Raw genomic sequence first — 25,401 nt, forward strand, 5'->3', positions numbered from 1 at the left:
AATCTATAGCGCTTGCAAATTGTATTATATCATATGAAGGAAATTCCCAGTAGAAAAAGAGATCTTCCTGAATTGATAAATACCTAAAGAAAAAACCGAGATGAAGGGGGCTAACCTCATCTCGGATTGACTAAATAATTATCCATGCAGACTCTATCCATGAATGCTTGTGCGATTTATTTTATGCAATACTACGACCAAATGTATCCTCACTAGCCTAAGGATAATCATTTTTTAAATAATTGGTTCAAAGATTGCGCATCTGTTGGTATTTTGTTTTTCACAATAGATTGTACAATTTTATCTTCTTTTTCCTTTGATATAGGTTTATTCGCTAATTTTACTAGATTACGCACTAAATTACGAACGGTCTTTTCATCCGAGAAGTTAGCATTTTTAACCGAATCAGCAACCTTTAAGATATCATTAGGATTGATATTTGCATTTTGTTGAATTTTATCAAATAAACCCTTCTGGAAATTATTCACAAATTCTCCTCCTTGCTATGTTAAGTCAACATATTATATGCAAGAAGTATAATTTCGTGTTATTGAGAATAGCGTTCCATTAGAAGTAAAGCGAGGTCGTCCATTTCTTCTCGTTTCGTACGATTCATTAATTGATCGACGACATCTTTAGGTGCTTTATCTTCGAAGAGTATTTGATGTATCCCAGTTGTAATCGGCATTTCTACATTCTGTTGTTTAGAAAATTGATATGCTGCTTTAACTGTTCTCACACCTTCAACAACCATTCCCATTTGGTTTAACACATCATCCAGTTTTAGTCCTTTTCCTAAAAGGTTTCCAGCTCGCCAGTTCCGACTGTGCACGCTGGTACATGTTACAATTAAATCTCCAACCCCAGATAACCCTAAGAAGCTTAAAGGGTTTGCTCCAAGCTTTGTTCCTAATCGAGCAATCTCTGCTAATCCTCTCGTAATTAGAGCTGCCTTAGCATTATCACCATAACCTAGACCATCTGAAATACCGGCACCTAAGGCGATAATATTTTTTAATGCACCGCCAAGCTCAACTCCAATTATATCTGGACTAGTATAGACTCGGAATGAGTCACTGATAAATAGACTCTGAGCAATTTTGGCATTATCCGTGTTCACTGAAGATACCGTTACTGTTGTCGGATGTCTAAGCGCAACTTCTTCGGCATGACTTGGACCAGATAATACAACGATATCTTCTTCATTATAATCAGCCATTTCCTCACTAATCATTTCTGATACTCTTTTTAAGGTTACTGGTTCAATTCCTTTTGCAGCATGAATGATTGTAACTTTTTCTTTGACAATGCTATTTAATTGCTTGCATACTTCTCTAATAGCTTTTGTAGGTACAACTACTACAATTACATTCACACCACTAATAGCTTCATTTAAGTTGGCATATGCTTTAATTTGATCGGGTAATGTTACATCTAAATATTGTTCGTTTCGATGCGTTTCATTGATTAGCACAACTTGGTTTTCGCGGTGTGACCAAAGGCGAACTTCATGTCCATTATCGGCTAATACAATGCTTAAGGCAGTTCCCCAACTGCCTGCACCTAATACTGCTACTTTTTCCAAGGCCTACTCCTCCTATTGTCTCCTTCTTGCAAATATCTTAATTGGAGTTCCAATAAATCCAAATGCATCTCGTATTTTATTTTCCAAGAACCGTTTATAAGAAAAATGCATTAGTTCCGGATCATTTACAAAGACAGCAAAACTAGGCGGTTTTACGGCTACTTGTGTCGCATATAATACTTTTAATCGTTTCCCTTTAATTGTTGGTGTTGGATTCATTGCAATTGCATCCATAATAACATCATTTAACACATTCGTTTGGATGCGATTTGCATGACTTTCACTTGCAAGTTTAATAACTGGGATAAGTGTATGCAAACGTTTCTTTGTCTTTGCAGATAAGAAGACGATTGGTGCATAATCTAAATACTGGAAATGTGCTCGAATCTTCTCTTCGAAGTTCTTCATCGCTTTTTCATCTGATTCTACTGTGTCCCATTTATTGACAACAATGACGATTGCCCGCCCTGCTTGATGTGCATATCCAGCGATTTTCTTGTCCTGTTCAATTATCCCTGTTTCTGCATCAATTAACACTAAAACAACGTCTGAACGTTCAATTGCTTTAAGAGCTCGAAGCACACTATATTTTTCTGTAGCTTCGTATACCTTACCGCGTTTACGCATTCCCGCTGTATCAATGATTACAAAATCTTGGGAGTCTACTGTTAGGTTTGTATCAATAGCGTCTCTTGTTGTTCCTTCAATATCACTTACAATGACACGTTCTTCATTTAATAGAGCATTCACTAATGAAGATTTCCCAACATTTGGTCGGCCAATCAAACTAAAATGAATGGTATCTTCATCATCTTCTTCCATTTCTTTTTGAGGGAAATAACTGACAATTTGGTCTAGCATATCACCTAAGCCTAGGCCGTGTGAGCCTGAAACTGGGAACGGTTCGCCAAATCCAAGGGAATAATATTCATAAATCGTATCCCGCATTTCAGGATTATCGATTTTATTTATACCGAGAACTACAGGTTTATTAGATTTAAATAATAGCTTTGCTACTTCTTCATCTGCTGCGGTAATACCTTCCTTACCATTTAACAAGAAGATAATAACATCCGCCTCATCAATGGCAATCTCAGCTTGATGGCGCATTTTCACAAGCAATGGTTCGTCACCAATTTCAATTCCACCTGTATCGATTAAATTAAACGTGTGATGGAGCCATTCAGCTTGTGCATAAATACGATCTCTCGTTACACCTGGTATATCTTCTACAATTGATATTCGTTCACCTACTAGGCGATTAAATATCGTTGATTTTCCTACATTTGGTCTTCCTACAATTGCTACTACTGATTTCCTCATAAAAAGGAACTTCCTTTCTCGTTTGCGATCTAGTTATATTAACTTTATTCATTCTAGCAAAAGAAGGTAATATTAACAATTGATTCATGGTATCTACTGGTAAAAAAGTTCTTCTTGTATTAATTATAAATGCATGATTTGTTTCTCTCATTGAAAAAGGATGACAATTGACCTGCTTTCTATTTGACTATGCAGGAGCGAATATTGCTCTTTTCACCCTCTATTAATCATTATTGATTTTGCAGGCGCAGTCGTACCCAAAAGTTCCGAATCCAATTGAACGTCGCATTACTTACCTTATGAACAACTTTTAAAAAAGTGATAAATAAAACTGTACTCAATAAATAATCGAAGAAAAATAATTCCCCAATTACTTCATTGAATCCAATATAAGATACAGTAAGCTGATATATCAACTCACCGGCTAACATCCCAAGGAGACAAACACTTAATCTACTGTAATAATTTCTAGTTAAAATACAGGTTAACAAACTAAAGAGAACGGTAATAAGCAGGCCTCTCGGTAAAAACATTAAAACGGGTGATAATAACTCCCAAAAGCGAAACGAAGCATAACCAATCATTAATGTGAAGGCTGAGAAAATAAGATAAAGCAAATTATCATTACGAGCGATTAATACGATTGAACCTAAAAATAGAATGATAATCGATAGAGAGACTGTTAGGTTTTCAATCTGAAGATTAACATACGTACCAATAATAGATAATAATATCCAGCTCGCTAAAAAAGTTCGCAATCGATTCTTTTTTAAAATAAAAGTAGCAATAATCCAAAGGATCCAGCTAAACCAATAAAACAGAATTCCACTTGCCATAATAATCATCACCTACCATTAGGCAGTATTGCTACTTTTTTTCAAATCTATACAAAAAGGCCTTGTCTCTTAGACAGACAGGGCCTTTCCTCAGTGGATAAATAAATATTATATAAAAAAACTAAGACTAGCATCTAGTGGTTCGATGACAGTCTTAGTTTTCTAATATTTATTGTTATCTTTTAAACTTCTCTAGTTTATCGCCAATAATATCGCTTAATTGGAAACCTGATTGCTCATCATCTTTTGCATATTGCTTGAATTCTTTTTCTGCTTGTTCTTGTTCAATTTCCTTAATACTTAATGAGATTCGTTCATCCTTCTCATTTACATCCAATACTTTTACACTTACTTGTTGCCCAACTTCTAATACTTCCTCTGGGGTACCGATATGACGATTTGCTATTTGCGAAATATGCACTAGTCCTTCAACACCAGGCAATACTTCTACGAATGCACCAAAATTAACGAGGCGTTTTACAGTACCTTCAAGGATATCACCAGCAGAGATACGCTCTTCAATATTTGACCATGGTCCTGGAAGAGTATTCTTATGGGATAAAGAAATCCGTTCATTATCCCGGTCAACGGATAATATTTCAACCTTAATCTTATCCCCTTCAGAGACAACCTCTGATGCTTTCTCTACATGCTTATGTGAGAGTTGAGAAATATGAACAAGTCCATCAATACCACCAAGATCAACAAAAGCTCCAAAGTTTGTTAAACGCTGAACGGTACCTTCTAGAACTTGCCCTGCTTCTAAAGATTGCAATACACTATTCTTCTTGGCTTCTGCATCTGCTTCAATTACAGCGCGATGAGATAGGATAATACGGTTCTGCTCTTTATTTAAATCAACAATTTTTACTGTTAATGCTTTCCCTTTGTAATCACTAAAGTTTTCTACAAAGTAAGTTTCAACTAAAGAAGCTGGAATAAATCCTCTTACACCAACATCAACTACAAGACCGCCTTTTACTACTTCTTTGATCTCTGTTTCAAAAACTTCGCCATCTGCAAATTTTCTTTCTAACTCATGCCAAGCATTATCTGCATCAATTGCCTTTTTTGATAAAATTACTTCATCATCTTCTACTTTTTTACTTTTAATGTAAGAGAATCTCCTTCTTTTACAACGTCACTTGTTGACTCAACATGTAAGCTGGATAATTCACTAATTGGCAGAATTCCTTCCGTTTTGTAGCCAATATCAACAAGAACTTGTTTATCTTCTAATTTAACAACTGTCCCTTTTACCTCATCGCCTACATTTAATTCAAGTACTTCTTTGTTTTCTTCACTCATGCCGATAGCCTCCTAAGGATTGTCCAATATATAAATAAGAAATATATAATTTATTCTTTCTATAACTTCTAATAATTACATTTATTTGTCAAGTAAAGTAAATTGATTTTTGCAATTTTCATCAATTTAATTGTTATTAAGGTGTTTTGATGCTGCATCTAAAATAAATTGTGCAACTTCATTTATTGACATTGCTGTTGTATCTACTTCAATTGCATTATCAGCCTTTACCAGAGGGGATGCCTCTCTCTCAGAATCAATTCGATCTCTTTCTTCAATATCTTTCTTTAATTGCTCCATACTGGATGGAATGCCTCTGCGTTTATTTTCTTCATGTCTGCGAGTAGCACGTTCTTCCACAGTTGCAATAAGATATATTTTTACCTCTGCATCAGGAAGTACTCGTGTTCCTATATCTCTTCCATCCATTACTACCCCACGATGAGAGGCAAGTAATTGCTGGCGATGTACCAATTCCTCACGAATTGCCGGAAGTTTCGCAACGTAGGAAACATTGTTTGTGACATCTTGTGAACGTACATCCATGGTCACATCTTTGCCATCTAACAAAACGATTTGATTTTTCTCATTTTTTTGTAACTCAATCTTTGTATGTAATAATAATTGAACTAACGCTCGCTCATCGTGTAAATCAATGTTTTGATTTAATGCCTTTAAAGTTAAGGCTCGGTACATTGCACCAGTATCAATATAAATATAGGAAAGTTTTTCTGCTACGATTTTAGCTACCGTACTTTTTCCAGCAGCAGCTGGTCCATCGATTGCAATTGCTATTTTCTTTGATTTCATTAAATCCATCCAATCCTCTCAAATATGTTAAAAAACACAGCTAGTTTTATTTTATCATTTGTATATAAAAAGGTTAATGCTTTTCTACCTAAATAAAATTATCTTATGTCATGCAAGACTGACTTTACATGATTACTTTAAATGATAACATAGATAAAAAATATTAGTGCAACCGGTGTTGTTTATTTAACGCAGTTCTTTTTGTCTTGCTTCTCGTTGTTTCTCAAAACAAAATCGAATAATTCCTTGCTGTGACAATTTATCTAACTCAATAAATTTGAGAGAGACTAATTCAATACTATTTTTTAATGTCTTAATAAAAACAACTTCCGTTCGCACATTAATATATTGATATCTATTCTCATGCATTAATAACGTTATCCACGTATCAACAATATCACCAATTATTAATTTATGATTGTGTGGTGCGATTATAGAAAGGCCTCCACCACTTATATCGGATGTTACCGTAACAAATGGGCTGAATGTTTGATCAATACTATGAATTGCTACATCGACCGTTGCTTCAATTCGAACAAATTCTCGGCGCTGAATCCGTTGTATATTTTCCTTGTTAGGTTTTTCGATAGCTAGTGCCGGTACATTCAATCTGATTTTAGCAGTTATATTACTCGTAAATTGATATACAGCTTCATCGTCCCCGATATAGGACACACTAAAATATCTTCCTTTTGGTAAAAAAGCAGTTTTATTTGTTATTTCATTTATTGGATAATCAATAATCAGAGAGTGTTCATTGATTTCAATAACTTTACAACGATATTTATCGTTTTTCTTCGTTTTTGGATTATTTAACTCGATGTGAAGTACAGTACCTATTTTCATGCGTTAACCCCCGCATTAAAATTTTGCATCATTTATATATGATTCAATATACCTATTATTACAGATATATAAAAAAAGGGAAAGGCATTTCGCCATTCCCTAAAGTGTGCTTTGATAATTGACTTCCGTACCACCTAATTTCTCAACTTTTTCTTCAACACCATCCATCGCGTTTATGAATATTCGATAGGTATCATTGCCTAATACACCTAAGAATTCATGTACTAACACCTCTTCACCGAAATCATTATCAATAATCGCTAGAAAATGCTCTTGAATGTTAACATTTGGGTTTACAAATTCTCTTGCTTCTTCTTCAGAAATTGCAGGGGTTTCAATTTCTCTCTTCTTATGATTCATTAGGTAATTCTTTGCGGTTAACCCAATAATTTCTCCATTATCTAGCGCAACCTTTAATTCAATCGCATCTGAAAATACTCTGACACCGTCTTGATTATATAGGAAGGAATATGCGCCTATATTGCCATATTCGGTACTTTGAAACAACTCCATTGACTGAAATTCTAAATCATCTACATAGGCCTTCGCCTTTTTGGATCCTTCATTTAAACTTATTTTCTTGTCATTAACTGGTCTATCTATTAATAATGTAATCGGATGCCCACCTTGCTTTGTCATATCCATATATGCGTTCATCCTATCACTTTGGAAGGAAGTAGAATATAGTGGAATATTGGCTCCTTCTCCACTTTCAGAGATAGTTATTTTATCGTTTTCCTTTGTATTAAATAATTTCTGGCTTATTCTTAATGCTTCATTTTCTGTTACATTATCACTTGTTAAGATTAGTTCATATTGATGGTCCTTCAGAGAAGAATTGCCACCAATCACTGAATTATCTACATTCGTTGTAGAAAATCCTTCAACACTTTTTTCGACTGTTTTAAGCCCATCAATAATCGAATTATCTGTTTGTTCATCCCCATCTGCAATTGCAAGCTGTACGTCCATCCATCTTAAGTTATTATTCATCGCAATATTCTGGACCCGCCTTAATTCATCCTTAATATCACCAGATTGTGTATATAGTTTCTCTAATGTTTGCATTTCTTCATCGGTTAATGGTTTATCATCTAAATTTCTAACTGCTGTTTTATAAGAAAAATCACCGATATTTGATAGTAATTCTTCTGTTTTATTAAAAGGTAGTAATCCTAATGGTAATTGCCCGACATTAGATGATGCTTCAGAAGTTAATCTCCATATTTCAACCATTTGTGGAGACAATCGTTTATCAGAATTCATTGCGAGTACGGTACCAATCTCGTCATGCAGCATGTCCATATGATAACTTAGCTCATGAAAAGCACGTTGGTACGTATTTTCTGCCTGCATTAGAATTTCATTCTTTTCTTGGTGTTCTTTATAGCCCCAAAAGGCAGTGCCCGCAATTCCAAGGGCAAGAAGTACTACTAGTATCCACCGAATCATGTTCCTTCCACCTTTCTATTTACAAAAAATATGCTTACCGATTTTTTTAATTTGTGGTCTTGTCCAAATCCAAGGAGAAGTAGCGGTATCAGGATTAAAATAATATGTTGCATTTGCTGATGGGTCCCAGCCATTGATTGCGTCAATTACCGCTTCTTTAGCCCTTTCATTTGGTGTTAACCAAATTTGCCCGTCAGCTACTGCAGTGAAAGCTCTTGGTTCAAAGATAACTCCTGCTACAGTATCAGGAAATGATGCGCTCTCGACCCGATTTAGTATGACCGCAGCAACTGCTACCTGTCCTTCATATGGTTCCCCTCTCGCTTCCCCGTAAACTGCATTTGCCATTAATTGGATATCATTTTGCGAGAAGCCTTGTGGAACATTTACAGAAGTCACATTTGTCGTTGGTTCTGGCTTTTCTGTTCCTTTATTATTTGCAGCCCTCTTAGGAGTGGATTGTTTTTCTTTCTCTACCCCACCATAATGAGTAAACTTACGACCTTGAGCAATTTGCTCTTTTACAAATGATTCATCATAATTACTGGCATTTACTAACTTATTTTTTGTTGTTTGGCCTGCTAGACCATCAATTTCTAGTCCAAATTCATATTGAAAGTTTCTTAATGCCCAGTACGTGCCCCATCCGAAAACTCCGTCAATTTTGCCATTATAAAAACCTAAATATTGTAATCTAGCTTGCAATTCAATTACATCATCCCCCGTCGCGCCATGCTGGATAACTTGTGGGCTAAAGGCTTGGGATGTATTCGGATTAAATACTGAACCAAATCCGATAACTAACATACAGCCCATGATGAAAATAAGAGAGATAGTTTTCTTCTTCATCTTGATTCCTCCTGCTTTCCATTGTCTTGTAATATCTATTTTTTGAGTAAATGTCTATTTTATTCATTAAATGTAAAACTATTAGCAGATTTATTATGATAATCAATTAAAATCAAACTCCCCCTGCATTTATTTCTCCAGGGGGAGTTTGAATTCGTACTATTAATTTTTAGCGGGTTGATTCGCGATTTTTACTCGATGTAAAGCAATAAACCATAGGAGAATCATAAACGGAATTAAATAATAGCTCCAAGAACTTGCAAGCGATTTAAGAATATAGTTATATATTCCATGCAGGATGAATGGAATAAACAATGCCAGAAATATATTCCATCTCGTGTGGAAATTTGTTAGTTTTGCCTTTCCAAAATAATAGCCCATGATAACACCAAAAAGTGCATGAGAGGATACAGGGAAAAAAGCCCGTAACATGGCATACTCAATGCCATTTGTAAATAAATATAAAACATTTTCCAATGAAGCAAATCCAAGACTAATCGCAACTGCATAAACAATTCCATCATAATGATCATCAAATTGTGAATGATTATACATAACAAACAGAAAGATAAACCACTTGAAAAATTCCTCAAAAAAAGCAACAAAGAAAAAAGATTGAATAAAAATATTATTACTGATACCTTCTGTTTCAAGTGCATATTGGATAAACATAATTGGAAATACTAATAACGCTCCAAAAATAAACGCTCTAAATATTAATGAAAGTGGTTCGGTAACACGGTCCTTCAAATAGAAATAGGACATTAATCCGATAATTGGGGCCAATCCCGCAGATAAGATCGCAAACATTCTAATATACCTCTTTCCAATGCCGATGCATTTATCGTATCATTATGTGTATATAATGAGAATAGGAAAAAGGAGAGTTTAATGAAAAATATTTTAATTATCCATACAGGTGGAACAATTTCTATGTTGGAAGATAAAGATACTGGTGAAGTTAATACAACAAAAAAACACCCATTACTAAGTTTCAAGGAGTTTTTACAAATCCATGCAAATATTGAGGAACAAATTGTTTTTGATCTACCATCCCCACAAATTACACCAATTCACATGCTTCAATTGGGAAAGAGCATTAATCATTTAATTGAAAAATATGATGGAATTGTTGTGACACATGGTACAGATACTTTAGAAGAAACAGCATATTTCTTAGATTTAATGTTAACTACCAAAAAGCCAATTATCGTTACTGGGGCCATGAGGTCTAGTAATGAAATTGGATCTGATGCTCTTTATAATCTAATTAGCTCTGTTCGGGTTGCTGCGGATGAGAATGCAAAGAATAAGGGTGTATTAGTTGTGATGAACGACGAAATACATACAGCAGAATACGTTACGAAAACTTCAACGAGCAATGTTGCAACTTTTCAAAGTCCACAATATGGACCAATTGGTATTGTTACAAAAGAATCGATTATCTTTAATCATACAATAATAAACCATTCAACTTTAACCGTTGAAGCATTGTCGAATCATCAGGTAATCCTTTTAAAAGCATTCGCAGGGATGGATCAAACAATTATTCAAGCGATTCACTCTATTAATCCTGATGGTGTTGTAATAGAAGCACTCGGCCAAGGGAACCTGCCAGATAAGACGATTCCTGCTATCAAGCAAATGATTGAGAAACATATTCCCATTATCCTTGTTTCAAGATGTTATCGGGGAAATGTACAGCCGACATATGGTTATAATGGTGGAGGAAAACAATTAAAAAAAATAGGTGTTATCTTTGCAAATGGACTTACAGGTCAAAAAGCAAGAATCAAATTATTAATCGCATTAGAAAAAACAAAGGATTTTAACGAGTTACAAGCAATGTTTGAAAACTAAAACCGGGCAAATCTACTTTTTTAGATTTGCCCGGTTTTATTCAAAGGTTAAGAAGGTATAAAAATTTTCCCGTCACAACTCTTGTGACAAGAATCGCCACGTCCAGCTCCAGCGCCCAGCGACTAGCGAGACTTCCCTCACCTCCGTACGATAAGTCAACATCGACTCCCTTTGGTCGTCGTGTTTCCTTTATCTCCTACGGCTCAGTCCAGTCCGTACGTCGCTAAACGGGCGCTTACGCTTTTGTTCTTTATACCCAACCGCGGAAACGTGATGCTTCAGCCATTTTCCGTACCCCAATCATGTATGCAGCTAATCGCATATCAACACGTCTAGATTCTGCTAAATCATAAATTGAGTTAAAGGAGCGAATCATAATTTCATGTAGTTTATCGTCAATTTCTTCTTCCGACCAGTAGTACCCTTGATTATTTTGTACCCATTCGAAGTAAGAAACCGTCACCCCACCGGCAGAGGCTAATACGTCAGGCACTAGTAATATGCCACGCTCGGTAAGAAGCTTCGTCGCCCCCATTGTTGTCGGACCATTAGCCGCTTCCACAATGATACTAGCTTTTATTTTTGGCGCATTTTCTTCCGTTATTTGATTTTCAACTGCTGCTGGTACAATAATATCACATTCACGCTCAAGTAATTCTTTATTGGAAATTGTAGTATTAAATAGCTTTGTCACAGTTCCAAAGCTATCTCTTCTATCGAGTAAATAATCAATATCAAGTCCGTCTGGATCATACAATGCACCATATGCATCAGAAATCCCGACAACGTTTGCTCCTGCATCATGTAAGAACTTAGATAAGTAGCTCCCTGCATTACCGAATCCTTGTACAATGACACGAGCACCTTTTACATCGATTCCTTTTTTCTTAGCTGCTTCCTTAAGGACAATTGTAACCCCTTTTGCGGTTGCAGTTTCTCTGCCATGTGATCCACCAAGAACAATCGGTTTTCCCGTAATAAAACCTGGGCTATTATACTCGTCCATTCGACTGTACTCATCCATCATCCATGCCATTATTTGTGAGTTTGTAAATACATCTGGTGCAGGAATATCCTTTGTCGGACCTACGATTTGACTTACTGCACGAACATAGCCACGACTTAATCCTTCTAATTCACGGAATGACATTTGACGTGGATCACAGATGATGCCACCCTTTGCCCCACCGTATGGAAGGTCTACAATTCCTGATTTTAAACTCATCCAAATCGATAATGCTTTAATCTCATCAGCTGTTACATCCGGGTGGAATCGAATTCCCCCTTTTGTAGGTCCAACAGCATCGTTATGCTGTGCACGGTATCCTGTAAAGACTTTAATCGCCCCATCGTCCATTCGAACTGGAATTCTAACAGCCATCATTCTTAAAGGCTCTTTTAATAGTTCATATAATTCATCAGGATAACCTAATTTTTCTAAAGCTTTTTTTATAACTGCACGTGTTGAAGTTAATACATCCATGTTTTCTTGTGTTTTATCTGCAGAATCAACTGCTTTGTCGGCAACCATGAACTTACCTCCTACAATTATCCAAATATATTTTAAATAATTACCATTCAGAGTTAGTATACACCCTCCAAGTAAATATGCAATAAAAAATGTTCTATGCAACTAATTACTATCAATTAACTATAGTTAGCGACTTTTTAAAGATAAAGTAACAAAAGTATCAATCATCTCTTCATAACTTAAATCAACTGCTTTTGCAGAATCTGGAAATAGACTTGTCGGTGTCATACCGGGCAGTGTATTTACCTCTAATATAATTGGAGTATTATTTTCCGAAAGTATAAAATCTACTCTAGAATAAATTTCACAGCCAAGTGATTGGTGGGCAAGTACAGCAAATTCCTGAATTTGCTTTTCCAAGCGTTCGTCTATTGATGCTGGTACTATATGCTCACTGCCGCCTGGAGCATATTTAGATTCATAATCATAGAAAGCATTTTTAGGGATAATTTCGATTATTGGTAGTGCTTTTTCGTTACCTATTTCACCTAAGACAGGAACTGTCAGTTCCTTTCCTTTAATAAAATCTTCTACTAATATGGTATCATCACTAGTTAAAGCATTCTCAACGGCCTTCTCTATCTCATTTTTATCTTGAATAATTGAGAGTCCTAATGTCGATCCTTCTCGATTGGGTTTAATTACAAATGGCAAAGTAAATGTTTTCTCTATATCTTGCACAATTGCTGTGATATCCATTTTCTTTGTTAAACGAAATACTTTGCTCTTTGCTACTGGAATGTGATTCATTTCAAAGATCTTTTTTGCTTTGGCTTTGTCCATCGCAAGGGCTGAAGCAAGTACTCCAGAACCTACATAAGGAATATTTAACATATCTAATAATCCTTGGATTCTACCATCCTCACCATATTTGCCATGTAGGCCAATGAACACTAAATCAACTTGTAAATGAATGATTTCATCTAATTTCTCTGGATTGAAATCGATTCCGACTACATCATGTCCTTTTTGTTTTAATGCATTGATAATTCCATTTCCTGAAGCTAGTGAAACCTCTCGTTCACCAGAAATCCCACCATAAAGTACTGCTATTCTCATACCGTTCTCACCCTCCATACTGTTTACAACAACTTTCCATTTATAAAACATTAGGCTAGCCAGCCCTTAACAAAACTTCTAACGTTTAGCCTTTTAAGATTCGTATCTTTTCTTGCTACTAATAAAATTTGTCCATAATTTGCATTACTGCATCTTGATTGAAAATTTCTTTTCCATATTCTTTTAGGCGATAGGAGGTAATAATACTTGGATAAGAGTACTCAGACATAATCGCTATTACGTCTTCTTTATCATTATCTTTAAGATCCTCATCTTTAAATAACATATAATATCGATTATCCATATGATATACTTGACCACCATTTATTTCTAAATTCGTTAAGTACAAAGAAACTTGAATAATATTTTCAAACTCCGGAAAAGAGAAAATTAATTCTTTGCTTTCATCTAATGTAACCTTCATTTCAATAAAGTCTTCATCCCAATTCATATCATCATATTTCTGCGTGACAATGACATGCATTCCTTGTGCTTGCATAATATGCACCTGAACCAGCAGCATCCCCTCTAGCTCAAAACCCAACTCAGAACTTGCCTCATACATCATATCACTAAATAAATTACGGACACTTGATGCATCATCCCATAAATCATTTGTAGTAAAACCCCGTTCAATTAAGTCATCAAACGTCAAAAATATGGTAAATTGATCATCGGACAATCGCTCAATACGCATAAGTATCCCCCTTTAATTGTGTCTCATTTAGAGTCTTCAAACTTTTCTATAGCATTAATTGCTATTGTGATTTCTTACTCTTTTATTGGTAAAACAATTGTTTTATATACTATATGCACTTTGAGAAATTGTTGAACATTACATTTACTGTTTCCAGTAAATTTTTTCCATTATCTGTTAGTACAGCCCTTGTAACAATAATGTTTTTGTTTAAACAAAAAGCATTTCTGAATGCAAGTATAGTATGTGCGTATATTATACCCTTTTCCACACTATTTGATAAGACTGAACTTGTTTAGAAAATGAAGGTTTTCTAAATTATTTTGTTGACTAATCTCATTAAAATTTTTACTAGTAGCTAATGATAAATCGCTGCATATTAATTCGTAACAATCTTGTCTTTATAGGGTATTAAAACATAAATTACATAAAATAATAGCTAACGATTAGAATTGCAATTAGAATAATGATAACGAATATGATGCGAATAAATGGTTTGCTAATCCTTAGTTTTGTTCGTTCAATCGTTGTATGTACTTCTTTTCTCGGCGGAAGATTTAATATATCTATTTCCCGCTTGTCCGTTTCTCTTTCTAAAATGGTAGAAGAAACCTCCGTATCTTTATTATCCTCAATCTCGTCGACTAAATGACGCAATTCTTCTGCTTGATCTTTTTGCATAGTCTCTTTTTTCATTTTATCTACACCTCATCTTTACGGAAGCGATTTTGATGTTGAATGGTTGATAAATTTTCATTTTCCCCTATTAAAAGTAGCTTTCTTAGCCTGCTTTCCCAATTGGATTCATCGACTAACCTAATATTCATTTTAACTGGATTCCATTCTGACCAAGAAAAACCACAATTACTGCAGCATTTTTCCTTTACTTCAGTATAATAAGGCTGGAAACTTTTATATAAACTTTTACGCAAACAACCTTTTTCATGAACCCACTGCAATATTTCATTTAATTTTTTCTCTTTTATGGAGTTTCTATCGTTGATTAGCTGCTCGATCTTCTGATAAATCTGCTTCCACTCTTCCTCGTTGAAGTTTATACGATTACCTGCAATCATACCATGTTTTTCGATTTGATAACGTAAAAATCGCCACTGAGTTTCGGTTAATTGAAATAAATTTTCAATTTCAACTTCATTCGTTGGTAATACTCGTCGCTCAGTGTATAAACGATATAAATACCGGAAAATAGAAGATAATATTTCTTCTGATGGTAGTTCGTTTTTAATTAAATTTAAAGGAATGTAGAAATCATTATTAGAAAATAATAATAAACAGACACTGGATTCGCCATCTCTACCCGCCCTCCCGACCTCTTGGATGTAGGACTCAATTTGCAGCGGTAAATGGTAATGAATGATGAATCGAATATTAGCCTTGTTAATCCCCATACCAAATGCACTTGTACAACAGATTACATCTAATTGATCATTCATAAACTGTTGTTGAATTGTGATCCTATCCATTTGCTCCATACCACCGTGATAAAATGCAATATTATGATTTGGAAGTTTTTCTGAGAGTAGTTTCGCAATGTTTTCGGAAACCATTCTACTTGAAAAATAAATTAGGGTGGGCACATGGTAGGCACTTAATAGCTGAACTATGTGATCCATCTTTTCCTGCTCATCGTTCACTTTTTCGACGCAAAACGTTAAATTCGTCCGGTCCATTGGATAAATATGTTTTACCATCTTTGGTTTATTTAGTAAGTGAATAATATCTTGTTGTACCTCTGGAGTAGCAGTTGCACTTAAGGCTAATGTTCTAGGATGGTTTAATTTTTCAATTATCGAATTCAACTTTAAATAATCTGGTCTAAACTCATGTCCCCATTGAGAAATACAGTGCGCTTCATCAATAACAAATAGACTTATATTGGATTGCTGTAATAAACGAATAATCTCTTTCTGTTGTAATAATTCTGGGGAAATATAGATAAGCTTATAGGATTGGATATTTTTATATATCATTTTACGTTCATCCAGGTCCATAAAACTATTCAATGCAACGACCCGTTTAATCTGTATTGCTTTTAACTGTTTTACTTGATCAATCATTAATGAAATAAGTGGAGATACAACTATAGTGACCCCTTCTAAAAGCATTGCCGGCAGCTGATAGCATATCGATTTTCCTGAACCTGTTGGCAGAATACCGAGAACATCATTCCCCTGTAAAATATCCTCGATGATTTCCTTCTGTCCTAATCGGAAAGAAGAATAGTTAAAGTATTTATTCAATTCCTGCTCTAATGTCAATTGCTGGTTCATTTTGTTTCACCCTATTTAAATTGTTTATTCTGTAAAGCTAAAATAAGTCGGATTTGAAAATAACTGATATCATCATTAACCCGACGTTTTATTTCCTTCAATTTTGAAGAATTCGTTAGCTTGATTGCATTTAAGATTTCCTGTTGCTCTAAATTGTCTACATAATGATGTAAAGGAAAATTTGTTTCATATAAAGCAATTTCGATTAAATGATCATGAATCGTATTAATCTTTAAATCACGTATGCTTGCTATTTTTTCTACTGAATAACCCTGCAGTAATAATTGTGAAGTATGAAAAGCTGAGTTTGATAGAAGTGTAGCACTTGTTAAATCATTTATGATAAATGACAGAAAAGGATATTTGTCGTTTTCATTATGTAATACTGATAGCAAACGGTGAATCATATTTACAATTATTAATTGGACATCATCTATAGATAATTCATATTTCTTAGATAGTTGATTGATACTCATCCCATAACTTTTATACCCTGTTAGTCGGTCAATAAATAGACCTGCTTCCTCATTGGAAAAATGTTGTAATATGCTGCGAAGTTCTTGAAATATAGCATTCAGATATTTTGCTTCTTGATTTTTTACTTTACGATAAACCTTCTTCACCCACTTTTCAATTACTGGTTTATCAATTACTGGAATAAAAGAGTAATATTGCATTTTACTATTTGTTAGGGTTTGAATTAGAAGCAATAGTCGTTCAAGGAATATTTCTGTTATTTCATGGTAAGCCAGCCCAGCATAAGATTCAAATGGAAATGCAATTCGTTTATTGACATCAAGCCACTCTGTAGCTGCGGGAGTGGTTTCAAAGACAATTTTATCGGGATTAATTCGATTCAGGAGTCCTTTTAATTGTAACTCGTCCATCGTATGATTAAAATGTTTTCTCGATAATTTATTATAAATACCGAAATAACGTTCCAGTTTATAGAGATGTGCATCCTGTACTGTTTGAATGGACCGCCTCCCTTTAAGCAAATGATAGGTGCTTGAAGCAGTTCTTTCGGTTTGGATTTGCTTACAACATTCGAGTAGAATACAATGAAATATCATTGACTTATCTCCTTATATTATAAAATCACTTGCATCTATTCTAGTTTTTCCATTCGCTTAATACCATTTCAGCAAGTATACACTACTCTCTTCTTTGGGGGCTGAACGTTGTTCCGAGCAGAATCCTACATTACTGTATTGAAATGATTGGGCATCCGCTTTACAATAAATAGATAATAAGATGTGAATTTTTGAAGATTGTTTCTATGTAAGGAGGAAAAGCAATGGCAAAATTTGCAATCGTAGATATTGAGACATGTATTGCTTGCGGTGCATGTGGGGCTGCTGCTCCCAAAATATTCAGCTACGACGATGAAGGCCTCTCATACGTTTTAATTGATGGAAATACAGGGACAAAGAAAATTTCCAGATTACTAGTAGACGACCTTTACGATGCTTATGAAGGGTGTCCAACTGATTCCATTAAAATTTCTGATATACCTTTCAATAAAGAGCCTACTAACGTGTAATGACTAGTATATGAAATTATTATACGTTATCTAGGCCATTTTAAAAAGTGATTTAAACAGGTAGGTAAGAAAGCATAACGACTTTCTTACCTACTTAAGTGCAACTAAGTGTGATCTAATGGCTTGTATTCAAAAAAAATACCAATTAGAGTCTAATTGGTATTTCGAAATGAGAATCGATTTGCTGCGTATTTATTCATTAAAGAAGAGATTATTGGATAAAATATAATCACAAAAATGGCATTACCTATCGCATGACTTGTATCAAAAGGCAGTCCTGCAACATAATATGGCCAGAAGTGACCGGTTACTTGATACGTTGTGAGTGAAATAATAAAACCATATAAATACCCACTAAAGAAAGCAAAAATTACGATGACATATAATGGAAGCTTTTTAAAGAATTTACTTAAGATGCCACTTAATAGGCCAATTAATCCCCATGAAATAATTTGCCATATTGTCCAAATTCCCATACCTAACAGCATATTTGATAAAAATGTTGTTAGGATTGCTAGAATAAAAGCGGATAATGGTCCTAGTAATATCCCACAAATAATAATTAGCGACGTAACTGGTTGTACATTTGGTATGATTTGAAATACAAGCCTGCCTGCAATTGCCAGTGCCGCCAGAAGTGCGAGCAGTGTTAACTTATACGTATTCAATGGTAATTATTCCCATGACTGTAAATCAAAGACGATTTTATCCCCTGGAGTCAATTCATATTCTGCCGCTCCAACAGTTGCCATTTCATCATTTACAAAGAACATCCAAGCAGTCTTGTCCTCCTCACTAGCTGCAACTCGTTCGATTGATGTAATAAAAGTTCCATCAAATTCTGTCTCGATATAGAAGTTTTTCTCCATGACATCCATTAAAATGTCACCTTCCTCGATAACTATTTCTTTCTCGTCTACAAACTCTTCCCCATCATTGATTGAAACCGTAATTCGAACGGAATCTTCAGCAACCTCTTCTGATTGTGAGGTATTATTCGTGCTTACGGTAGTATTATTGTTCTCACTTTCTTCTGATGAACAACCAATTAATAAACCTACTACCATAAATAAAGTAATTATCGGATACAACCACTTTTTCATACTGCTCACCCTTTTTATCATATTTGTATTTTTAAGTATGTAGAAAATAAAGCAAATATCGTTTAGTAGCACACTTTGTTCATGTGAATAACAACTAAAAAAGCTATCTTCGCATCAAGAAGATAGCTTTTAAACATACGAAATCAAAGCAATCCTTGCATTGCATGAACCCTAATGTCCCTTTTGCTTTTTCCTCGAAGCACTTGAAACAATCGAACTTGGCAGGTCTACTGACTTTTGATATTATCCTACTCTAAGCCCTTCCCATATGATTGCCATACAGTGGTCTTGCTTATTTCGTAAATCAATTACAGTTGCGAGGACAGTTCTAGAATTTCACTAGATTCCCTATTAAGCATCAACACCAAAATTCAATATCTTATATTAAGTTAAAATTACAAGTGTATCATATCATATGTTGGATAGATTGAAAAGATATCACAGAATCATTCAACTAATTAATATTTGCTATTGTTTCGTTGCGGGATAATAAAGCTAAAAGTTGTTCCTTGATTCAATTTACTCTTTACATTTAGTAACCCATTATGGGTATCGATAATGTTTTTAGCAATGGCTAGGCCTAAGCCTGTTCCTTTTTTCTGATTGTTTCTAGTTCTAGATTTATCTGCCTTATAGAATCGTTCAAAAACAAATGGTAAATCTTCCTCAGGTATTCCACTACCATTATCCTCAATTGCTACATACAACTCGTTTTCCGTATTTTTGACGATTACATTAACAAATCCATTTTCGCTAGTATGACGAATTGCATTGTCGATTAAGTTTGTAAATACCTGTTCGATTCTATCTGGATCAAAAGAAGCATTCGGTATTGAAAAATCCTCTTTTAGAGATAACTCCAATTGATTATCATTTGCAAGTCCTTGAAATTTCTTCATAATTCGCTGTACAAAGCTTTCAAGATCGACCTTTTCGATATTGAGCTTAATATGACCAGCTTCCATTTGAGCGATATCTAATAACTCATTGACCAGTCGATTCATCCTTAATGATTCTTCGTGAATGATTTTTGCAAGTTCATTTTTATCTTCCTTACTCTCGGCAATATCATCTACAATTGCTTCACTATATCCTTGAAGTAAAGAAATCGGTGTTCGAAGCTCATGAGAAACATTAGCAATAAAGTCTTTCCGCAGTATATCTAATCGTCTTTCCTCCGTCATATCCCGGATTACGGCAACGGCACCTCTTACATAGGATTGATCATATAAGGGAGTCATTAACATTACATAATTTCTTCCTTGAAGATTTATTTCACGCAAGGCTTCTTTTTCGTCACTAATAACTAATTGCAATGTTTCATTGAGTTCCGTCGGTAATTCCTTACTATTTACTTTAATGTTATTTTCAAAATACCAATTCTCTATAAATTTATCTGCAGGTTTGTTAGTTACAACCATATCTCCATTTCTATTAAGTGTTACAACACCATCCGCCATGGAGCTTACAATACTTGATAATTGCTCTTTTTCCTGCCTCAAAGCATTGATATGGAATTTAAGTTGCATTCCCATACGATTAAATTCTTTTGCAAGATCTCCTATTTCATCATTAGTTAAAATAGGAACTTTTGTATCGAATTCACCACGCGTTAAATTTGAAGCTGCCTCACGCATTTTTATCAATGGTGAAGATATGCGAGTTGACAAGAAAATTGCAAAAAAGGTAGTAAGTATAAGCGCAATTCCACCTGCAAGAATAATTATCTTGCTAGTTTCCGCTTCCGTTTGGTCAATAACTTCTAGTGACTGATAAACAAATATTGCCCCATTGTCCAATAACGGCTCACCAACAATAATTATTTCCATTTCGTTATCAGGAAGCATAATTTCTTTTTGAACTTTTTTATCTGATATGATAACCTCTGACAAATCTCGCTCGTTTTCAATCCATGTTTCATTAAACTTCTTTAAATCTCTTGAGCTAGTATTGGATACCCATAGTTCCCCATCAGGATACACAATGGCAACACGACTGGCTGGAGTCTTAATAAGCTCTGTTGTTTCTTGAATATAATTTCTATCTGATTGTTGGTCAGCAAATAGTGAAACTTTTGATGCGGTTTGCATCATGTCTTTTTCTGCTTCGCTAATATGATAATTCTTAAAAAATTCCAGCAAAAAAATAGATAAAATAAATAGTACAAAACTAAATAGAACAAAAATTGTAATAGCAAGCTTACCGACTACACTACGCCAAATCATCACTCTTCATCTACCTCAAATTTATAACCAACACCCCAAACAGTTACAATCATTTTAGCTGCAGCCTTAGAAGCACTGCTCAATTTTTCTCTTAATCGTTTTACGTGCGTATCAACTGTACGTAAATCACCAAAGAATTCATATTGCCATACTTCCTTTAATAAATGCTCCCTTTTAAAAACCTTATCTGGAGATTTAGCTAGGAAACAAAGCAACTCGTACTCTTTAGGTGTTAAGGTCACTTCCTGACCATCAGCAGTTACTCGGTGTGCATCATGGTCTATCGTAATATGTGGAAAAACTAGAATGTCTTTTGTTGCTACATCGGTATTATTAAATTTAGCTGTAGAGACTCTGCGGAGCAATGCTTTCACACGCAATATAACTTCTCTAGGGCTAAAAGGTTTAACGATATAATCGTCAGCACCGACTTCAAATCCCTGTACTCGATTTGCTTCTTCCCCTTTAGCTGTCAACATTATTACCGGAGTTGCCTTTTCTTTCCTTAGTTCTTGGCATACGTCAATTCCATCCATTTCTGGCATCATGATATCTAATAAAATGACATCGTACTCATCTGCTAATGCTTTTTCTAGAGCGTCTTTACCGTTATCTGCTTCTTCAACAATATAATCTTCTCTCTCTAAATACATCCGTATTAATCTACGAATTCTCTCTTCGTCATCAACGACTAATATCTTTGTTTCTGAATCCATGTTTGTTCCCCCTAATCTCAACTGTTACTTAAAGTATAAACGATTTACAACAAATTGTATAAGAAAACAGGCGAAGCATCAATATGATACTCCGCCTGTAAAGCCTATGAATATGCCCAATTACATCACTTGTTGCTGTTTTATATATGATATTTGCTCTCAGGCTAGTCGCTCTGAAAATACACTTCGTGCACCTTAGGGGGGCTGGTTAGCATTCTTGTGCTAGCGCAATTCGAAATCTCACCGAGGCCCTTCCTCCCGCAGTAGTCTACGTGTATTTTCTCCGCTGGGATAGCGGGAATGTTACTATTTCTTATTTATAGGTCTAACTATACTAGGTTATATTTGTATTCTCTCTCATATGACTGTTGGCCTAATGTGCGCAACTGTCCGCAGCGGAAATCATCGCTGCACTAGTTCACAGTTAACCTAATGTTCTTTCTATGCATATGAGTGTAGGCCTGCTAGAACTAAGTTAACGACAATTAGGTTGAACATGATAATACCGAATCCGATTACTGCGAGCCAGGCGGATTTTTCCCCGTGCCAGCCTCTTGAGAGTCTTAAGTGCAGATAGGCTGCGTAGAAGAACCAAGTTACTAGGGCCCAAACTTCTTTTGGATCCCATCCCCAGAATCTTCCCCAGGCGATTTGCGCCCAAATTGCCGCAAAAATTAGTCCTCCTAAAGTAAATACAGGGAAACCAATCGTCACAGAGCGATAACCAATTTCGTCTAATAAATCTGCTTTAACATTTCTAAAGAGCGGTTGAATCGCTGCACCGATTCTTTTTCTGATTACTAATCGAACAAGTCCATATAAAATAGTTCCAGAAATTAGTGACCATATGACCGTATTAAATTTGCGTCCTGCATCTTCACCTTGTAGCCATCCAGGTGTTTCAAACCACGGTTCCATAACACCTTCCGTTACTAGTGTTCCTTCGTTTGGACCAGCAATAGGAGGTAATTTATATTCTGTAGTTATCGTAGTTCCGCCAGAAGGATACTCAAAGGCAGCATTGTAATTCATCAGGTTAAAAGCCGACGTTATTCCAATAAATCCAATAAAAACGACTAAAATATAAATAACTATTTCCAGCCACATCGTGCTTTGACTTTTCACGGTTTGATCTATTTCTTTAATTAAATACATGAGTCCTGCAACAAAACTGATAAACAGTATTCCTTGACCTAAAGCAACAGTAGTTACGTGAATATATAACCAGTGGCTTTGTAAGGAAGGAACAAGTGGGGCGACATCTGTTGGGAACATGCTTGCATACGCAATAATAATCATTGTAATTGGCAATGCAAACAGCCCTAAAAAGCTCAATTTATAGTAAAAATAGATGATAATAAATGCGAAAACCATACACATTCCTAGGAAGGTCATAAATTCAAACATATTACTTACTGGTGCATGGCCACTTGCTATCCATCTTGTAATAAAATAAATAACCTGCCCTAGAAACCCGATAATCGTTAATGTGATTCCGATTTTTTGTGATGTAGTATGCTGTTTCTTATCGGTCCGTTTATCTCTTACCGTTGCCCCAAAGAAAAGCGTTGCGATTAAATACAGTACGAATGCTGTATAAAGTGCTCCACTACTAACGCTTAATAAGTCCATTAATAAATCCCCCTCTTGAAACCTATGTAAGAAGTAATTGATTTGGAATACTTAACCCTGCACAATTAGCGCAGGGAGAGTTTTTATTTTTCATCTAATTCTTGCTGGTCCTCCACCATATTAACATTAGTGCCTTCAATGGCTTTCTCGATATCTTTCTTAATTCCAAACCAATTTTTATTGGTGTGCCCTGCCATTAATATGCCGTTTTCTGTAGGATGAATCCAAATTCGACGGTGTTGCCAGTACATACCCTGGATAACGCCAATCATAAAGATTGCTGCACCGATGCCGAATAACGGTAATGAACGATCGTATTTCACTGTAAGGCCACTTACATCATGCATTTCGAAATCCTCAATCCCTAATTTATAGATGTTTTCTCCTGTTGCATCTATGTTTCTACCAATTCCAACGAAGCTAACTTCAGCAGCATCGCTATTTGGTGGATAAACGATAAAGACATATGCAGGATTCCTTGGGAAATTAGTCTCAGATGCAGGGATTCCCTTATCATCAAGATAGTAGTCAGGATAATATTTATCAACTACCACCCGGAAGCCGTTTTCAAGATGATATTCTGATTCAGGTGCAGTTAAATCAACAGTGAACGTATCCAATGCCACTTCTTCTGAATCAGCTGTTTCATGGATTCTAAATGTCATGGAAGTAAACTCGTTTAGTTGATAACCCGATTGATATACAGTATACTTATCGAATTTTGCTGGTTCATTCATCCGAACAGAGTCTTCTAAAATTGGTTCGAGTTCAGCCTCTGCTCCAGGCACTGCTTTCTCACCTTGATAAACTACGATATCGGTTTGAAAGTTACTTGGGATCATACCTTCCTGAGCAATTGCCGCTTCAAATCTCTCATCCTCTTCACTATGAGTCTCTAATATAAAATCTTTATTTTCTATATAGTACTGCCCCTTAGTTCCAGGAATGACAATCGGCTTTTGTTCTTCTCGAACCCAAACATATTCTTCCATATAGAAGAAAGGTGTAACTCGTAATATTGCTGCAAGCAAAATAATAATTAAACCAATATGATTGACGTAAGGACCCCATCTTGAAAATCTGCTTTTCTCGGCTAAAATATGCCCATTCTCTTCTTGAATCTTATAACGTTGCTTTTTTAAGTTTGTTTTTAATATGTTGATATCCTTGTTAGACACGACTTCTGTTTCACTGAATAATCGTTGTCTACTAAGGAAGCTTAAATGTTTCTTAGCTTTTTGATGCCGTAAAGCTTTAAATAATGGAACAAACCTATCTAGACTACAAATTACTAAGGAAATCCCGATTAAAGCAATAATGACTAGGTACCACCAAGAAGTATATAAATTATGAAAACCTAATTGATAAAAAACTAAACCGAGTATTCCATATTGATCCTCATAATAAATAGAAGGATCACGTGATATTGCATTTGCTGGTATGTACATTTCTTGTGGGAATATCGTTCCAACCATCGACGCAACTAAGGCGATAACAATTAGCCACACACCCACTTTTACTGAAGAAAAGAAACTCCAAATTTTATCTATTATTGATTTAGTATACGTTTGCGAGCGACGTGCTGTCCCATCGTAACGCATATTTAGTAATTTTTTATTATCATTTCCATCTAAGTGCTGATTTCCCTCTATTGGTCTTCCACATGCCTCACATAGTACAGTACCAACAGGATTTACATGCCCACATTCACATTTTATTTCTTTCATGTCTATCC

At 35.2% G+C, this 25,401-nt stretch carries 23 protein-coding genes, 1 pseudogene and 1 riboswitch; of the genes and pseudogenes, 2 read left to right on the forward strand and 22 right to left on the reverse strand.

Annotated features, from left to right (window positions below; translation table 11 throughout):
* Positions 1-227 precede the first annotated feature (227 nt).
* The 10 genes and pseudogenes from CUC15_RS10705 to prsW all read right to left on the reverse strand — a co-directional run bounded on the left by CUC15_RS10705 (position 228) and on the right by prsW (position 9,819).
* Positions 228-488, reverse strand: a complete 261-nt coding sequence (locus tag CUC15_RS10705) for a stage VI sporulation protein F (RefSeq protein ID WP_114916646.1) — start codon at positions 486-488, stop codon at positions 228-230.
* Positions 489-547: 59 nt separating this feature from the next.
* Positions 548-1,585, reverse strand: coding sequence for an NAD(P)H-dependent glycerol-3-phosphate dehydrogenase (locus CUC15_RS10710; RefSeq protein WP_114916647.1), 1,038 nt, complete (start codon positions 1,583-1,585; stop codon positions 548-550).
* A 12-nt stretch (positions 1,586-1,597) separates the two neighbouring features.
* Positions 1,598-2,908 carry a ribosome biogenesis GTPase Der gene (gene der / locus CUC15_RS10715; RefSeq protein WP_114916648.1) on the reverse strand — a complete coding sequence of 437 codons (1,311 nt, stop codon included), beginning with the start codon at positions 2,906-2,908 and terminating at the stop codon, positions 1,598-1,600.
* Between the two features lie 230 nt (positions 2,909-3,138).
* On the reverse strand, positions 3,139-3,744 hold the full coding sequence (locus tag CUC15_RS10720) for a YphA family membrane protein (protein WP_114916649.1): 606 nt from the start codon (positions 3,742-3,744) through the stop codon (positions 3,139-3,141).
* Positions 3,745-3,919: 175 nt separating this feature from the next.
* A pseudogene (gene rpsA / locus CUC15_RS10725) lies at positions 3,920-5,052 on the reverse strand (30S ribosomal protein S1).
* 126 nt (positions 5,053-5,178) lie between these two features.
* Positions 5,179-5,862 (reverse strand): (d)CMP kinase, encoded by a 684-nt coding sequence (gene cmk / locus CUC15_RS10730; RefSeq protein ID WP_114918437.1) that lies wholly within the window; start codon positions 5,860-5,862, stop codon positions 5,179-5,181.
* A 186-nt stretch (positions 5,863-6,048) separates the two neighbouring features.
* The gene (locus CUC15_RS10735; protein ID WP_114916650.1) at positions 6,049-6,708 is read right to left on the reverse strand and encodes a flagellar brake protein; all 660 of its coding nucleotides are present in this window, start codon (positions 6,706-6,708) and stop codon (positions 6,049-6,051) included.
* A gap of 99 nt (positions 6,709-6,807) precedes the next feature.
* Positions 6,808-8,160 (reverse strand): germination protein YpeB, encoded by a 1,353-nt coding sequence (gene ypeB / locus CUC15_RS10740; protein ID WP_114916651.1) that lies wholly within the window; start codon positions 8,158-8,160, stop codon positions 6,808-6,810.
* 15 nt (positions 8,161-8,175) lie between these two features.
* Positions 8,176-8,976, reverse strand: coding sequence for a spore cortex-lytic enzyme (sleB, locus tag CUC15_RS10745; RefSeq protein WP_423241383.1), 801 nt, complete (start codon positions 8,974-8,976; stop codon positions 8,176-8,178).
* 195 nt (positions 8,977-9,171) lie between these two features.
* Complete coding sequence (prsW, locus tag CUC15_RS10750) at positions 9,172-9,819, reverse strand: glutamic-type intramembrane protease PrsW (RefSeq protein WP_114916653.1); 648 nt, start codon at positions 9,817-9,819, stop codon at positions 9,172-9,174.
* 81 nt (positions 9,820-9,900) lie between these two features.
* Between prsW and CUC15_RS10755 the strand changes: the two genes are divergently transcribed.
* A complete protein-coding gene (locus CUC15_RS10755) occupies positions 9,901-10,869 on the forward strand; it encodes an asparaginase (RefSeq protein WP_114916654.1) in 969 nt (322 codons plus the stop codon).
* A 250-nt stretch (positions 10,870-11,119) separates the two neighbouring features.
* On the opposite strand, the gene CUC15_RS10760 is transcribed toward CUC15_RS10755, so the two are convergent.
* The 6 genes from CUC15_RS10760 to CUC15_RS10785 form a co-directional block, all read right to left on the reverse strand.
* A complete protein-coding gene (locus CUC15_RS10760) occupies positions 11,120-12,400 on the reverse strand; it encodes a Glu/Leu/Phe/Val family dehydrogenase (RefSeq protein ID WP_114916655.1) in 1,281 nt (426 codons plus the stop codon).
* A gap of 126 nt (positions 12,401-12,526) precedes the next feature.
* On the reverse strand, positions 12,527-13,459 hold the full coding sequence (locus CUC15_RS10765; protein WP_114916656.1) for a D-alanine--D-alanine ligase family protein: 933 nt from the start codon (positions 13,457-13,459) through the stop codon (positions 12,527-12,529).
* Positions 13,460-13,577: 118 nt separating this feature from the next.
* Positions 13,578-14,156, reverse strand: coding sequence for a genetic competence negative regulator (locus CUC15_RS10770; protein WP_114916657.1), 579 nt, complete (start codon positions 14,154-14,156; stop codon positions 13,578-13,580).
* Positions 14,157-14,579: 423 nt separating this feature from the next.
* On the reverse strand, positions 14,580-14,852 hold the full coding sequence (locus CUC15_RS10775; RefSeq protein ID WP_114916658.1) for a hypothetical protein: 273 nt from the start codon (positions 14,850-14,852) through the stop codon (positions 14,580-14,582).
* A gap of 5 nt (positions 14,853-14,857) precedes the next feature.
* Positions 14,858-16,447 carry a RecQ family ATP-dependent DNA helicase gene (locus CUC15_RS10780; RefSeq protein WP_114916659.1) on the reverse strand — a complete coding sequence of 530 codons (1,590 nt, stop codon included), beginning with the start codon at positions 16,445-16,447 and terminating at the stop codon, positions 14,858-14,860.
* 11 nt (positions 16,448-16,458) lie between these two features.
* Positions 16,459-17,520, reverse strand: a complete 1,062-nt coding sequence (locus tag CUC15_RS10785; RefSeq protein ID WP_114916660.1) for a YpbB family protein — start codon at positions 17,518-17,520, stop codon at positions 16,459-16,461.
* A 224-nt stretch (positions 17,521-17,744) separates the two neighbouring features.
* Between CUC15_RS10785 and CUC15_RS10790 the strand changes: the two genes are divergently transcribed.
* Positions 17,745-17,990 (forward strand): ferredoxin, encoded by a 246-nt coding sequence (locus CUC15_RS10790; protein WP_114916661.1) that lies wholly within the window; start codon positions 17,745-17,747, stop codon positions 17,988-17,990.
* Between the two features lie 152 nt (positions 17,991-18,142).
* Here CUC15_RS10790 and CUC15_RS10795 read toward each other — a convergent pair whose 3' ends face one another.
* The 6 genes from CUC15_RS10795 to resB all read right to left on the reverse strand — a co-directional run bounded on the left by CUC15_RS10795 (position 18,143) and on the right by resB (position 25,393).
* Complete coding sequence (locus CUC15_RS10795) at positions 18,143-18,658, reverse strand: ECF transporter S component (protein ID WP_114916662.1); 516 nt, start codon at positions 18,656-18,658, stop codon at positions 18,143-18,145.
* A 6-nt stretch (positions 18,659-18,664) separates the two neighbouring features.
* Positions 18,665-19,093 (reverse strand): DUF4430 domain-containing protein, encoded by a 429-nt coding sequence (locus CUC15_RS10800; protein WP_114916663.1) that lies wholly within the window; start codon positions 19,091-19,093, stop codon positions 18,665-18,667.
* Positions 19,094-19,296: 203 nt separating this feature from the next.
* Positions 19,297-19,477: riboswitch (cobalamin riboswitch) on the reverse strand.
* Between the two features lie 74 nt (positions 19,478-19,551).
* The gene (locus CUC15_RS10805) at positions 19,552-21,318 is read right to left on the reverse strand and encodes an ATP-binding protein (protein ID WP_114916664.1); all 1,767 of its coding nucleotides are present in this window, start codon (positions 21,316-21,318) and stop codon (positions 19,552-19,554) included.
* Positions 21,318-22,034: a response regulator transcription factor gene (locus tag CUC15_RS10810; protein ID WP_114916665.1), complete on the reverse strand. Its 717-nt coding sequence runs from the start codon at positions 22,032-22,034 to the stop codon at positions 21,318-21,320. The genes CUC15_RS10805 and CUC15_RS10810 overlap by 1 nt, the downstream gene beginning before the upstream one ends.
* 441 nt (positions 22,035-22,475) lie before the next feature.
* Positions 22,476-23,666, reverse strand: a complete 1,191-nt coding sequence (gene ccsB, locus CUC15_RS10815) for a c-type cytochrome biogenesis protein CcsB (protein ID WP_114916666.1) — start codon at positions 23,664-23,666, stop codon at positions 22,476-22,478.
* Positions 23,667-23,749: 83 nt separating this feature from the next.
* Positions 23,750-25,393, reverse strand: coding sequence for a cytochrome c biogenesis protein ResB (resB, locus tag CUC15_RS10820; RefSeq protein WP_114916667.1), 1,644 nt, complete (start codon positions 25,391-25,393; stop codon positions 23,750-23,752).
* Between the last annotated feature and the right edge of the window lie 8 nt (positions 25,394-25,401).

This window comes from Oceanobacillus zhaokaii, from assembly GCF_003352005.1.
Lineage (GTDB): Bacteria > Bacillota > Bacilli > Bacillales > Amphibacillaceae > Oceanobacillus > Oceanobacillus zhaokaii.

What these genes read in the sequence shown, in the direction of transcription:
- ypeB (WP_114916651.1), bottom strand. Translation starts at nt 8,160, where the DNA reads ATGATTCGGTGGATACTAGTAGTACTTCTTGCCCTTGGAATTGCGGGC.
- CUC15_RS10780 (WP_114916659.1), bottom strand. Translation starts at nt 16,447, where the DNA reads ATGAACCAGCAATTGACATTAGAGCAGGAATTGAATAAATACTTTAAC.
- ccsB (WP_114916666.1), bottom strand. Translation starts at nt 23,666, where the DNA reads ATGGACTTATTAAGCGTTAGTAGTGGAGCACTTTATACAGCATTCGTA.
- prsW (WP_114916653.1), bottom strand. Translation starts at nt 9,819, where the DNA reads ATGTTTGCGATCTTATCTGCGGGATTGGCCCCAATTATCGGATTAATG.
- der (WP_114916648.1), bottom strand. Translation starts at nt 2,908, where the DNA reads ATGAGGAAATCAGTAGTAGCAATTGTAGGAAGACCAAATGTAGGAAAA.
- CUC15_RS10755 (WP_114916654.1), top strand. Translation starts at nt 9,901, where the DNA reads ATGAAAAATATTTTAATTATCCATACAGGTGGAACAATTTCTATGTTG.
- CUC15_RS10785 (WP_114916660.1), bottom strand. Translation starts at nt 17,520, where the DNA reads ATGATATTTCATTGTATTCTACTCGAATGTTGTAAGCAAATCCAAACC.
- CUC15_RS10765 (WP_114916656.1), bottom strand. Translation starts at nt 13,459, where the DNA reads ATGAGAATAGCAGTACTTTATGGTGGGATTTCTGGTGAACGAGAGGTT.
- CUC15_RS10790 (WP_114916661.1), top strand. Translation starts at nt 17,745, where the DNA reads ATGGCAAAATTTGCAATCGTAGATATTGAGACATGTATTGCTTGCGGT.
- CUC15_RS10805 (WP_114916664.1), bottom strand. Translation starts at nt 21,318, where the DNA reads ATGATTTGGCGTAGTGTAGTCGGTAAGCTTGCTATTACAATTTTTGTT.
- resB (WP_114916667.1), bottom strand. Translation starts at nt 25,393, where the DNA reads ATGAAAGAAATAAAATGTGAATGTGGGCATGTAAATCCTGTTGGTACT.
- cmk (WP_114918437.1), bottom strand. Translation starts at nt 5,862, where the DNA reads ATGAAATCAAAGAAAATAGCAATTGCAATCGATGGACCAGCTGCTGCT.
- sleB (WP_423241383.1), bottom strand. Translation starts at nt 8,976, where the DNA reads ATGGGCTGTATGTTAGTTATCGGATTTGGTTCAGTATTTAATCCGAAT.
- CUC15_RS10760 (WP_114916655.1), bottom strand. Translation starts at nt 12,400, where the DNA reads ATGGTTGCCGACAAAGCAGTTGATTCTGCAGATAAAACACAAGAAAAC.
- CUC15_RS10810 (WP_114916665.1), bottom strand. Translation starts at nt 22,034, where the DNA reads ATGGATTCAGAAACAAAGATATTAGTCGTTGATGACGAAGAGAGAATT.
- CUC15_RS10775 (WP_114916658.1), bottom strand. Translation starts at nt 14,852, where the DNA reads ATGAAAAAAGAGACTATGCAAAAAGATCAAGCAGAAGAATTGCGTCAT.
- CUC15_RS10720 (WP_114916649.1), bottom strand. Translation starts at nt 3,744, where the DNA reads ATGGCAAGTGGAATTCTGTTTTATTGGTTTAGCTGGATCCTTTGGATT.
- CUC15_RS10735 (WP_114916650.1), bottom strand. Translation starts at nt 6,708, where the DNA reads ATGAAAATAGGTACTGTACTTCACATCGAGTTAAATAATCCAAAAACG.
- CUC15_RS10770 (WP_114916657.1), bottom strand. Translation starts at nt 14,156, where the DNA reads ATGCGTATTGAGCGATTGTCCGATGATCAATTTACCATATTTTTGACG.
- CUC15_RS10800 (WP_114916663.1), bottom strand. Translation starts at nt 19,093, where the DNA reads ATGAAAAAGTGGTTGTATCCGATAATTACTTTATTTATGGTAGTAGGT.